The organism is Saccharopolyspora sp. NPDC045941 (genome assembly GCF_056431445.1).
On the sequence record NZ_JBWKKU010000017.1, the window covers coordinates 24,824 to 37,170 of the forward strand.

12 protein-coding genes are annotated in these 12,347 nt (G+C 68.5%); 6 read left to right on the forward strand and 6 right to left on the reverse strand.

The genetic code is table 11. The features are described 5' to 3' along the window. The first annotated feature begins 60 nt into the window (after positions 1–60). The 3 genes from trpM to trpA all read left to right on the forward strand — a co-directional run bounded on the left by trpM (position 61) and on the right by trpA (position 2,383). A complete protein-coding gene (trpM, locus tag AC07FN_RS15910) occupies positions 61–201 on the forward strand; it encodes a tryptophan biosynthesis modulator TrpM (protein WP_435829115.1) in 141 nt (46 codons plus the stop codon). A 98-nt stretch (positions 202–299) separates the two neighbouring features. Continuing rightward, on the forward strand, positions 300–1,541 hold the full coding sequence (gene trpB / locus AC07FN_RS15915) for a tryptophan synthase subunit beta (protein WP_478396288.1): 1,242 nt from the start codon (positions 300–302) through the stop codon (positions 1,539–1,541). Between the two features lie 11 nt (positions 1,542–1,552). Beyond that, on the forward strand, positions 1,553–2,383 hold the full coding sequence (trpA, locus tag AC07FN_RS15920; protein ID WP_478396386.1) for a tryptophan synthase subunit alpha: 831 nt from the start codon (positions 1,553–1,555) through the stop codon (positions 2,381–2,383). A gap of 66 nt (positions 2,384–2,449) precedes the next feature. On the opposite strand, the gene AC07FN_RS15925 is transcribed toward trpA, so the two are convergent. The 5 genes from AC07FN_RS15925 to AC07FN_RS15945 form a co-directional block, all read right to left on the reverse strand. Further along, entirely contained in the window at positions 2,450–4,009 is a 1,560-nt protein-coding gene (locus tag AC07FN_RS15925; RefSeq protein WP_478396289.1) for an AbgT family transporter, read from the reverse strand. A gap of 245 nt (positions 4,010–4,254) precedes the next feature. After that, entirely contained in the window at positions 4,255–4,872 is a 618-nt protein-coding gene (locus tag AC07FN_RS15930) for a TetR/AcrR family transcriptional regulator (RefSeq protein ID WP_478396290.1), read from the reverse strand. 70 nt (positions 4,873–4,942) lie between these two features. Continuing rightward, complete coding sequence (locus tag AC07FN_RS15935; RefSeq protein ID WP_478396291.1) at positions 4,943–5,716, reverse strand: SDR family oxidoreductase; 774 nt, start codon at positions 5,714–5,716, stop codon at positions 4,943–4,945. A 104-nt stretch (positions 5,717–5,820) separates the two neighbouring features. Further along, a complete protein-coding gene (locus AC07FN_RS15940) occupies positions 5,821–6,576 on the reverse strand; it encodes an SDR family oxidoreductase (RefSeq protein WP_478396292.1) in 756 nt (251 codons plus the stop codon). 43 nt (positions 6,577–6,619) lie between these two features. Then, positions 6,620–8,293 carry a class I adenylate-forming enzyme family protein gene (locus tag AC07FN_RS15945; protein ID WP_478396387.1) on the reverse strand — a complete coding sequence of 558 codons (1,674 nt, stop codon included), beginning with the start codon at positions 8,291–8,293 and terminating at the stop codon, positions 6,620–6,622. Between the two features lie 198 nt (positions 8,294–8,491). On the opposite strand from AC07FN_RS15945, the gene AC07FN_RS15950 reads away from it, so the two are divergent. From AC07FN_RS15950 to AC07FN_RS15960, 3 genes are all read left to right on the forward strand, one after another. Then, complete coding sequence (locus AC07FN_RS15950; RefSeq protein WP_478396293.1) at positions 8,492–9,472, forward strand: chitinase; 981 nt, start codon at positions 8,492–8,494, stop codon at positions 9,470–9,472. 171 nt (positions 9,473–9,643) lie between these two features. Next, a complete protein-coding gene (locus AC07FN_RS15955; protein WP_132487565.1) occupies positions 9,644–10,228 on the forward strand; it encodes a DNA-binding protein in 585 nt (194 codons plus the stop codon). Between the two features lie 40 nt (positions 10,229–10,268). Beyond that, positions 10,269–10,925, forward strand: a complete 657-nt coding sequence (locus tag AC07FN_RS15960; RefSeq protein WP_207954457.1) for an RES family NAD+ phosphorylase — start codon at positions 10,269–10,271, stop codon at positions 10,923–10,925. A gap of 275 nt (positions 10,926–11,200) precedes the next feature. Here AC07FN_RS15960 and AC07FN_RS15965 read toward each other — a convergent pair whose 3' ends face one another. After that, a complete protein-coding gene (locus AC07FN_RS15965) occupies positions 11,201–12,178 on the reverse strand; it encodes a TerC family protein (protein ID WP_478396388.1) in 978 nt (325 codons plus the stop codon). Between the last annotated feature and the right edge of the window lie 169 nt (positions 12,179–12,347).

Here is a 12,347-nt window from a genome sequence, read left to right on the forward strand (position 1 = left end):
TCCGGCGATCTGAGCCCGGCCGGTGTACTAGCGGCACAACGGCTGCTAGATTTTCGCTTCGTGAACGTTGGCGCGCGCTTTGAACCTGGTTGCCGCACATGCGGCTGCCGGGCTCCCGCGCGCCGCGTGCGGGGCCGCCGAGTGCGGTACCACATCGGATGTGAGCCTGGGCAGGTCAACGGCCGACGATGGCAGCACTGAGCTGATACTCGACCTCGCGAGCTCATCGTGCTCGCGAGGGTGCTTTGCCACTCATACGCACCTGACCGCGGGCACGGTTGTGCCCGCGAGGAGACATCATGATGTGCCGCCGGTTCTTCTTCCCTGCCCAGAACAGCGATAATGACGCCTATTTCGGCGCTTTCGGTGGATCATTCGTCCCGGAAGCGCTGTTCGCGACCATCGACGAGCTCGCCGACGAGTACGCGGCGGCAAAGGCCGACCCTTCGTTCGTCGCGGAGTTCGATCGCCTGATGGCCCGCTACGTCGGCCGCCCCAGCCCCTTGACCGAGGTCACCCGGTTCGCCGAGCAGGCGGGCGGCGCCCGCGTCTTCCTCAAGCGCGAAGACCTGAACCACACGGGCTCTCACAAGATCAACAACGTGCTGGGGCAGGTGCTGCTGGCCAAGCGGATGGGCAAGTCCCGCGTGATCGCCGATACCGGCGCAGGTCAGCACGGCGTGGCCACCGCCACCGCTTGCGCGTTGCTCGGCCTGGAATGCACCGTCTACATGGGTGAGTTCGATACCCGGCGACAGGCGCTGAACGTGGCCCGCATGCAGGTTCTCGGCGCCGGCGTGGTGCCGGTGACGTCCGGCAGCCGGACGCTCAAGGACGCGATCAACGAAGCGTTTCGCGACTGGGTATCGACTGTCCGAAGTACCCACTACGTGTTCGGCACGGCAGCCGGGCCCCATCCCTTCCCCAGCTTGGTGCGCGACTTTCAACGGGTGATCGGTGTGGAAGCGCGCAGCCAGATCCTGGAACACGCCGGCCGGCTACCGGATGCGGTCGCGGCCTGCGTCGGAGGCGGTTCCAACGCCATCGGTCTTTTCCACGCCTTCCTGCCGGACGAGCACGTCGGGCTCTACGGCTTCGAAGCCGCCGGCGAAGGACTTGGCAGCACGCGCCACGCAGCGACGATCGGTGCGGGATCGGCCGGTGTCCTGCACGGTTCGCGCTCGTACGTCCTGCAAGACGAGCAGGGGCAAACCCGGGAAACCCACTCGATCGCCGCCGGCCTGGACTATCCCGGCGTGGGACCCGAACACTCCTATCTGCACGCCACCGGCCGCGCCCACTACCTGCCCGTCACCGACGCCGAGGCGCTGGAAGCGTTGCTGCTGCTGTCCCGGACCGAAGGGATCATCCCCGCGCTCGAATCCAGCCACGCCTTGGCAGGCGCGTTGCGACTTGGCCAGGAACTGGGCCCCGGAGCCGTTATCTTGGTCGGCCTGTCCGGACGCGGCGACAAGGACATGGATACGGTCGCCCGCGAAGCGGGGTTCCTCGACGGCCCGACCGCCGCGGAGGTGGCCTGATGACCGGCGGCATCGAGCACCTCGACAACGCCTTCGCCCGCATTGCGCAGCAGGACCGCGCCGCGCTCATCGGCTTCCTCCCGGCAGGTTTTCCAAACGCCGGAGAGAACGTGCAGGTGCTGACGGCGATGGTCGACGGCGGCTGCGACATCATCGAGGTCGGGTTCCCGTACAGCGACCCCATGCTGGACGGTCCTGTCAACCAGACCGCCTACGACATCGCGCTGCGCGGTGGCGTCACCGCCGAAGCAGTCCTGAACACCGTCAGCGCGATCACTTCCCGTGCGGCGGCGCCGGTGTTGGTCATGACGTACTGGAATTGCGTTGACCGCTACGGCGTCGAGGAGTTCGCGGCCGATCTCGCCGCGGCCGGCGGTGCGGGCTGCATCCTCCTGGATCTGCCGGTGCAGGAGTCGGCATCATGGCGTCGTGCGGCCGAACGGCACCGGCTCGCAACCGTTTTCGTGGCGGCACCGAGCACACCCGACGATCGTCTGCGCACGATCACGGCGGCGGGGTCCGGCTTCGTCTACGCCGCATCCATCATGGGCGTTACCGGCGCACGCGAATCTGTCAGTGCCGATGCGGAGAAACTGGTGCTCCGCACGCGCGCGACCACAGCGCTGCCGGTGTGCGTGGGTCTGGGGGTGGCCACCGGTGCCCAAGCCGCTCAGGTCGCCTGCTACGCCGATGGCGTCATCGTCGGGTCCGCATTCGTCCGGCAGTTGCTGGATGCGCCCGACTTCCCCACCGGTCTCGCGCGCATCCGGCGGCTGACAGCAGAGCTGGCACGTGGTGTGCGCACTCGCCATTCCGGTGTCGACACCGGGTCGCGACCGTAAGGAGTCCGGCGCTTCTCCCCTTGATCTGCTCCTGCGGCGCAGATCAAGGGGAGAAGCGACCCCGGGTCAGGGTGCGATGTGGATGCCCATGCCGGGGCCCAGGGGCAGGTCCGCGAAGTAGAAGACCGTCAGGATCAGGGCCCACACCAGCCAGAACGGGACCACGAACGGAACCATCCTGGCGACCAGGGTGCCCATCCCCGCGTTCGGTTCGTAGCGGCGCAGGTAGCCCAGGATGATGATCATGTACGGGTTCAGCGGCGTCATGATCTGCGTCGCCGAGTCGCCGACCCGGAACGCCGCCTGGGCGAAGCCCGGCTCGAAGCCGAGCAGCACGAACATCGGCACGAACACCGCCGCCATCAGCGTCCACAGGCTCGAACCCGAGATGATGAACAGGTTCAGCGTCGACGCCAGCACCATGAACCCGAGGAACGCCGGGTAGCCGTCCAGGCCGAGCGCTCGCAGCAGGTCCGCGCCCGAAACCGCCACCCACGCGCCGAGGTTCGTCCAGTTGAACAGCGCGATGAACTGGCCCAGCATGAACGCCAGCACCAGGAATCCGGTGAGGTCCCGCAGCGCGGCGGCCATCAGCTTCGGCACGTCGGCCGCGCGGCCGATCGCCCCGACGATCGCGCCGTAGACGATGGCGGGCACCGCGAAGCCGAAGAAGATCAGCGTGGTCACCGAGTCCAGCAGCGGCGACTTCGGCAGGAATCCGCCGGTTTCGTTGCGCAGCGGCGAATCCGGCCACAGCACCAGCAGCAGCACCAGCCCGAACGCGATCAGGAACGCCACGCCCGCCCAGATCAGCCCGCGCCGCTCGGCGGGCTCCAGCGCCACCGCGGGCACCGGCTGGTCGGCCACTTCGGACTCCTCGCGGGGCACGCCGGTGCGCGCCAGCCGCGGCTCGATGACCTTGTCGATCAGCACCCCGGCCAGCAGTCCGAGCAGGATCGAGGACACCACGTTGAAGTAGTAGTTCGACACCGGCGTGACCGCGGTGCCGGCGTGCGGCAGGGTTTCGGCGACCTTGTTGCTGATCCCGGCGAACAGCGCGTCCAGGCTGGTGACCACCGGCGCGGTGGAGTACCCGGCGCCGGTGGCGGCGAAGCCGCCGAGCAGCCCGGCGACCGGGTGCCTGCCCGCCGCCTTGAACACCAGCGCGGCCAGCGGCGGGATGATGATCATCGACGAATCCGCCATCACGCTGGACGAGATCCCGACCAGCCCCACCGCGTACGGCAGCACCCAGCGCGGCGCCCCGCCGAAGGCGGCCCGGATCATCGCGGTGAGCAGCCCGGTCCGCTCCGCGAGCCCCACCGCCAGCATGATCGTGACCACGGTTTCCAGCGGCGGGAAGCCGATGAAGTTCTCCGCCATCTTGGTGAACAGGAACTCCAGGCCCTCGCCGCTGAACGCGCCGCGGATCCGCGTCACCTCGTCGGCGCCGGGGATCCGCACGGTGACGCCGAAGGCGGCGACCACCGTGGACACCACCGCCACGACGAGGAACAGCAGGCCGAAGAGGATGAACGGCTCGGGGAGCTTGTTGCCGACCCGTTCCACCAGGTTCAGCACTCGGTCGAGCCTCGGTGGCCGGGCGGCCCGGGTTTCACTGCTCATGCTGGCTCCTGCGGCCGGAGGGAAAGCGCAAGCAGCAGCGAACCTGCCGGGACCGCCCGGCGCAACCCCCGGCGGCGGATTGATCGATCCGCGCAACACGACCGAAACCGGCGACCGGTCGTGAGTGCTTTCGGCTGCTGCAGCGACTGCCGCCCCGCGAGCGCGGGGACGTCGACCGCATCGAGAAAGCGCTGCACCGCGAATTCCCCAGCAGCAACCGGGAATTGCAGGAGTGCCGGTAGCGACTACGGGCGCAGGGACGAGATGAGGAGGTCCGCGAACTGCTCGCCGACCTCCTCGCCGGTGAGCTTGCCGTCCTGGCGGAACCAGGTGCCGAGGTGGTGCACCGCGCCGAAGAAGAAGTCGACCACCAGGTCGGCGGCCTTGTCCTCGCGGAACACCCCGGAGCGCTGGCCCTCCTCGATCAGCGCCCGCACCCGCTCGTGGTAGCGCCGCCGCTGCGCCCGGACCTCGGCCTGCTTGTCCGGGTGCAGCAGGTGCATCGAGCGGAAGAAGATCACCGTGTCGTCGAGGTTCGCCGCCGTCGTGGCGACGACGTCCGCGGCGACCGCGTGCAGCCGCTCCTGCACCGGAGCCTCGCTGTCCGCCGCGCTCTCCAGCCGCGCCTGCTGGTCCCGCAGGACCCGCGCGTAGATCTCGTAGAGCAGGTCGTCCTTGGAGCCGAAGTAGTGGTACATCGCCCCCTTGGTGACCCCGGCCGCGTCGACGATCTGCTGCACCGAGGTCATCTCGAAGCCCTGCTCGGCGAACAACCGCGTGGCCATGGCCAGCAACCGCTGCGGAACCGGTTCGGCGCCCACCGCCGGTCCGGCAGTAGTGCGACCGTTCGCCGACCGCGCCATGTCAACCTCCCCTGTCGATCTACACCCAGCGTATCGACCCACCGGCGCGAACCGGCGGCGACACCTTCTCCTACTGCACCTTGCGCTGGAGCTTTCGCATCCCGGCTTGCCAGCGCTGCGGCTCGGCGGCCCGCAGCGCGTAGTAGTCGGCGACCTCCGGGTGCGGCAGGATCAGGAACTCACCGCTGCCCAGCGAGTCGGCGACCACGTCGGCGACCTCCTCCGGTTCGAGCGCGCCCTTCGCGAGGATCACCTCGCCGGCGTTGCTGCTGGTGCCGAGCATGTTGGTGCGCACGCCCTGCGGGCACAGCGCCTGCACCGTGATGCCCTGGTCGGCGTAGCTGATCGCCAGCCATTCGGCGAAGCCGAGCGCGGCGTGCTTGGTCACCGAGTACGGCGCCGCCTTCAGCATCGTCAGCAGCCCGGCGGCCGACACGGTAGCCAGGAAGTGCCCCTGGCCCCGCTCCAGCCAGTGCGGCAGCACCGCGCGGGCGGCGCGGACGTGCGCCATGACGTTGACCTCCCAGGACTGCGCCCAGGCGGCCTCGTCGGCCTCCGGCCCGCCGCCGCGGGAGATCCCGGCGTTGGCGCAGAACAGGTCGATCCGCCCGTGCTCGCCGAGCGCCGTGTCGACCAGCGCGCGCACGCCGTCCTCGCTCGCCGCATCGCCGGGCACCGCCGTGCCGCCGACCTCGGCGGCCACCTTCCGCACCGCGTCGGCTTCCACGTCGCCGAGCACGACCTTCGCCCCGGATGCCGCGAACTTCCGGGCCATCGCCGCGCCGATGCCGTTGCCGGCACCGGTGATCACCACGACCGCATCAGCGAGCTGCAACTCGCACACCGCCCTTCCCGAGTCTGGTTCCGCTTGCACCAGCGGCGATTTCGCGCGAAATCGCCGATTCCCACGCGTGCCGGATGGTGATTTCGCGCGAAATCACCAAGAGCTCACACACCGCCCTTCAGGGTCACGCCGCCGTCGAGCACGAGGACCTGTCCCGTGATCCACGAGGCCTCGTCGGAGAGCAGGAACGCCGCCGCGCCGCTGATGTCGGCCGGAATTCCCAGGCGCTTCAACGGATAACCCGCGGCGACCTCGTCCTCCTTGTCCTCGTACAGCGCGGTGGCGAACTTCGTCTTCACCACGGCCGGGGCGACGCCGTTGACCCGGACCTTCGGGCCGAGTTCCACCGCGAGGTCCTTGGTGATGTACGACAGCATCGCCTTGGTGGCGCCGTAGAAGCCGATGCCCGGCGCGGGCCGCAGACCGGCCACTGAGGACACGTTGAGCACCGAGCCGCCGTGCTCCTTCATCCACGCCTGGTGCACCTGCTGGGTCCACGCCAGCGCCGCGAGCACGTTGACCTCGAAGGTCTTGCGCGCGATGCCGTGCTCCAGCTCGATCAGCGGCCCGTAGGCGGGGTTGATGCCGGTGTTGTTGACCAGCATGTCCACCCGGCCGAACGTCTCCACGGTCTTGGCGACCGCTTCCGCCTGGTGCTCCACGTCGTCGGCCTTGCCCGCGATGCCGAGCGCGTTCTCGGCTCCGCCCAGGCCCTGCACCGCCTCCGCCAGCGGCTCGGGCTTGCGCGCGGTCAGGGTGACCTTCGCGCCCTCGGACACCAGGCGCTCGGCGATGGCCAGGCCGATGCCGCGGCTGGCGCCGGTCACGATCGCCACCTTGCCGTCGAAACGCTTGCTCATGAATTTCCTTCCTCTCCAGGCACTTCCGATGCCGAACGGCCCGTCACCGCGCAGCGGCTCGGGCGGTGTCCCGCAGTTCGCGGCGCAGGATCTTGCCGGTCGCGGTCTTGGGCAGCTCGTCGAGGATCTCGATGCTGCGCGGGTACTTGTACGCGGCGAGCTGCCGCTTGCAGTGGGCCACGAGATCCTCGGCGGTGGCCGACGCGCCCGCGCTCAGGCTGACGTAGGCCTTGACCGTCTCGCCCCGGTAGGAGTCCGGCACGCCGACGACGGCGACCTCCCGCACCGCGGGGTGTCCATAGAGGACGTCCTCCACCTCGCGCGGCCAGACCTTGAAGCCGGAGGCGTTGATCATGTCCTTCTTGCGGTCCACGACGTAGAACCAGCCCTGCGCGTCCATGAACCCGACGTCGCCGGTGTGCAACCGGCCGCCGCGGATGCCCGCCGCGGTCTCCTCGGGCTTGTTCCAGTAGGACGGCACCACCATGGGCCCGTCGACGACGATCTCGCCGACCTCGCCGACCGGCAGGTCCTGCCCGGTGTCGTCGACGATGCGCAACACGGTGTTGTAGGTGGGCAAGCCGACGCTGAGCGTGCCCGACTCCTCGTCGACCGGAGCCTCCAGGTGCGCGGGCACCGACGTCGCCGTCGCGGTCGTCTCGGTCAGGCCGTAGCCGTTGCGGATGTAGTGGCCGTACCGCGCGCGGAAGGCCTCGACGACCGCCGACGGCAGCGGCGCGCCGCCGGAGTACACCAGCTCCAGCGAGGAGAAGTGGCCGGCGGTCACGTCCGGGTGGTTCATCAGGGCCATGTACGCGGTGGACGGGCCGACCATGTAGCAGGGCCGGTGCTCGGCCAGCGCGTCGAGCACCACGCCCGGCTCGAAGCGGTACACCAGGTCGAGCTGCCTGCCCAGCGCCAGCGCGGCGCCGAGCTCGCAGACCAGGCCGGTGATGTGGAACAGCGGTGCGAGCCCGAAGATCCCGTTGCCGCCGAGCTTCTCGACGCGGGTCCGCATGCCTTCGGCGTTGAACACGACGTTGCCGTGCGTGTTGGTGGCGCCCTTGGGCACGCCGCTGGTTCCCGAGGTGTAGACCAGCAGCGCGACGTCCGAGCTCGACAGCTCGACCTCCGGCGGCCGCCGGCCGGCGTGCGCCCGCGCGACCGCCAGCAGGTCCGCGCAGCCGGCGGCCGGGCGGCGTTCGAGCTTGGCGAACAGCCGCGGGTCGTGCCGGGTCTGCAGGTCGAGCTCGCTGGTGGTGATCGCGACCCGCACCCCGGCGGGGCCGGCGAGCTCGCCGAGGACGTCGTGCCAGCCCTGCTCGGAGGAGACGACCGCGGCCGGCTGCGCGTCGGCGAGGATCTTGGTCAGCTCGCGGGTCCGGTACATCGGGTTGAGCGGCACCACGATCGCGCCGGCCTTCCACCCGGCCAGCAGCGCGATCGCGAACTGCGGCACGTTCTGCAGGTACAGCGCCACCCGGTCGCCCCGGCCGACACCGTGTTCGACGAGGTGGCAGGCCAGGCCGTCGCTGAGCTCGTCGAGCTCCCGGTAGCTGAGCCGGCCGTCGAAGTAGGTGATGGCCACGCGATCCGGATGGTCCCGGCGGGCTGCGGCGAACAGTTCGAGCATGGTGCCGAACCGCGGCTCGATCGCCACGGGCACGTCGCCGTCGTAGAGCGCCAGCCAAGGCCGTTCGTCGTACGCGCTGCCCAACACGTCACCTCCACGTTGAGACCGACCAGTCGGTACGTCCAGTCAACGGCGCGCGCCCCGTCTCGTCAACCCTCGGCGGCATGCCGTGCTCCAAGCGGCGCAACTCCGGCGTCGCAACCTCGCCAAAACCTTGACCGGACAACTGGTCCAGTCCATTTTTCGAGGACATCATCCGGCTCTCACCCCACGGAGGCCCGCATGACCGGAAGACTGGCCGCGCTCGCCGCGGCCGTCCTCGCCACCGCACTCGCGTTCGCACCGGCCGGCTCCGCCGCCACTCCGGAGGCCGTGCCCAACCACCACCTCACCGGGTACTGGCAGAACTTCGTCAACGGCGCCAAGCCGCTGAAGATCAGCGACGTCCCGGCGAACTACGACGTCATCGCACTGGCCTTCGGCAACGCCGATCCGGCCAAACCCGGCGCGGTCACCTTCAACGTCGACCCGGAGCTGTCCACCGCGCTCGGCGGCTACACGGACGAACAACTGAAAGCGGACATCGCCGCGAAGAAGGCCGAGGGCAAGTCGTTCGTGCTGTCCATCGGCGGCGAAAAGGGAAACGTCGATCTGGGCAGCGAAGCGAACGTCGCAAATTTCGTCGACTCGGTTGGAAAAATTTTAACCGATTACAGCATCGATGGGTTAGATATTGACTTGGAGCACGGGCTCAACGTCGCCAACACGACCAGCGCGATCCGCCAGCTGCGCGAACACATCGGCGACGGATTCGTGCTCACCATGGCGCCGCAGACCCTCGACGCGCAGCCCGGCGGCTCCTACCTGCAACTCATCGAGAACGTCAAGGACATCCTCACCGTCGTGCACACCCAGTACTACAACTCAGGTTCGATGAACGGCTGCGACGGCCAGGTCTACAGCCAGGGCTCGGTCGACTTCATCACCGCACAGGCGTGCACCCTGCTGCAGACTCTGCGCCCGGACCAGGTTTCGCTGGGCCTGCCTGCGACCGCATCGGCGGCCGGTAGCGGGTACGTCGATCCGTCGATCGTCAACAACGCGCTGAGCTGCCTGGCGGCGGGCACCGACTGCGGTCAGTACACCCCGGACCAGCCGCGCCCCGAGATCGGCGGTGTGATGACCTGGTCGATCAACTGGGACGTCAGCAGCGGCAATGCTTTCTCGGATCCGGTTCGGACCCATTTGGACAGCCTGCCGTAGCCACATCCGACTCCGGTCGGGGTCTTCAGATCCACGATCACGCCAAAGAACACCCCGACCGGAGTCGGCCCGCGGTCACGTTGTGCAATCCACATGCTACGACAAGTGATATTTGGCACTGGGGCGCACGTTCGCGCACACATTTCCCGAATCCCGCGCTACCCTGGAGTCATGTCAGCCGCGCTGGAGACCGTGTTGGCACGAGCCGGTTTAAAGGTCACCGCCAACGAATTCCTGACCCTGGTCGAGGATGCCGCGAAGAAGCTCACCTCGCCGCAGGTGGACCCAGCCGCGCACTTCACCGAGGCGGAGCGACGGGCGCTCACCGAAGCAGGCCTGGACCTGACGCCGCTGAGCGACTCCGAAGTCGACGCTCGGGCGCGGACCGTCGCCGAACAGGCGGTGCTGCGCGACACCGCGCTCTCGGTCAACCAGGCCGCGGACCGCGTGGGAGTGGACAGCAGCCGGATCCGCCACCGCATCAGCGAACGACGGCTGATCGGCTGGAAGGACCGCGGCGGATGGCGACTGCCCGCGTGGCAGTTCAGCGACACCGACGTGCTGCCCGGCCTGGACGCCGTGCTCGCGCTGATGCCCGCCGACCAGCCGGCGCTCGTGCTGGCCAACTTCATGACCACGCCGCAGGAGGACCTCGAAATCGGGGACCGGCCGGCGAGCCCGCGCGAGTGGCTGCTGGCCGGCGGCGATCCGCAGCGGGTCGCCGAGCTCGCCGCCACCATCGGCACCCCGGCCTGAGCGCACTCCCCAACCTTCGAGACACCAACCCAGGACCTCCATGGCACGGCTACCACAGCCGCCAGCGCCCGCTGCGCTGCAGGCGATGCTCCGGCGCACCGAAGACGTCATCGCGGTGCCCGCCGGCACTCGCCTCGTGCGCGTGTTCACCTCCGGGGGCAACCACCCGCAGCAGTGGAACAGCTTCCGCTACGCCGGCCCGCTGCCGCACGCCCGGTTCGACCCGCACCTGCCCAACTCCCAGGGCGGCCCGACGGTCACCCGGGAACACGGCGTGCTGTACTTCTCGCTGTCGGTGCAGACCTGCATCGCCGAGGTCTACCAGGCGACCTCCACAGTGGACCGCCGGACGCGCAGCCCGCACCTGGTGCTGTTCCGTCCACGTCGGACGCTCCGGCTGCTGGACCTGACGGGCCTGTGGCCCACCCGGGCCGGCGCCTCGCAGGCGATCAGCAGCGGCCCCAAGCTCCGCACCCAGGCGTGGGCCCGCGGCATCCGCGCGGCCTACCCGGAACTCGACGGCCTCTGGTACCGGTCCTCGATGGACGCGGGTAACCCGTCGCTGTGCCTGTGGGACCCGCCGGCGGCAACGGCGCTCCCGGATTCCCCGGACGTCCTGTTGCCCCTGAGCCACCCGGGACTGGACGTCCCATTGGGACGGGTCTGCAAAGAACTGAGCTACACGTTGCTCGATTGAGCCGGATGTGTTCGCTGTTGCGATAGAGGCTGTTCTGGCGCCGACGTGGGGCCTGCCGAGCGGCTTGCGCCGGCGAAGAGCTGAAGCGAACGGCCTGTTCACCTCACCAATCGAGACGAACGGTCCGTTCACTCCACATCACGCAGCGCGAATGCAACATTGCGCCAATGAATTCTCGACTGGGCTCAACAGCAACATAAATCTCAATGGACCGGAACGGCTGCAACAGAAGTGCCCGGAGTTCTCAGTGGAACTCCGGGCACTCGTGTTTCAGGTCAGGCGTTCTCGGCCGGTTCCTGTTGCTGCGACTCGGTGTCCTTCTTCGACTTCGCCAGGCTGGCCCAGGTGGTGATGCCCAGGACCACGATGATGAAGCCCAGCGACATCCAGTTGGTGATCTCCAGCCACTCCGGCACCAGGTGGTACTCGTGGAACGCGTGCAGGATCAGCTTGATGCCGATGAACCCGAGGATCACCGCCAGGCCGACCGACAGGTAGATCAGCTTGTCCACCAGTCCGCCGAGCAGGAAGTACAGCTGCCGCAGGCCCATCAGGGCGAAGGCGTTGGCGGCGAAGACCAGGAACGGGTCCTGGGTGATGCCGAAGATCGCCGGGATCGAGTCCACCGCGAACAGCAGGTCGGCGCTGCCGATCGCGACGATCACCACGAACATCGGGGTCAGGAAGCGCTTGCCGTCGATCTTCACGGTCGACTTGGCGCCGTGGTAGTCGTCGGTTACCGGGAACACCTTGCGGATCCAGCGGACGACCGCGTTCTCCTGGTACTCCTCGTCCTCGTCCTTCTTGCGGACCATGCTGACCGCGGTCCAGATCAGGAACGCGCCGAAGATGAAGAAGACCCAGACGAACTCGGCGATCAGCGCGGCGCCGACCGCGATGAAGATGCCGCGCATCACCAGCGCCAGCAGGATGCCGATCAGCAGCACCCGGTGCTGGTGGATGGACGGCACCGCGAAGCTGGACATGATCACCATGAAGATGAACAGGTTGTCCACGCTCAGCGAGTACTCGGTGATGTAACCGGTGAAGTATTCGATCGCGAAGTGCGAGTCCCCGAACACCCAGACGCCGATCCCGAACAGGATCGCGCAACCGACGTAGAACACGACCCACTTGGCTGCTTCGGCGGTGGTCACCTCGTGCGGCTTGCGGTCCACGATCACGAGGTCGAGCAGGAGCAGCAGGGCCAGGCCGCCGAGCGTGGCCGCCCAGATCCACCAGGGAACGTCCAGTCGATCGACTGCGGGCTGTGCCTGTTGGGCCAGCAACGTCACGGCACCCAATTCATCACCTCCGGTTCAGGGCATGCGCCAGGGACCGGAGGTCTCTTCCACCGGCCTTCGGCCGGTCGACGGCACCGGGCTTGTCCGAGCAAGTTCCGTGATGACGACACCGCCGCGA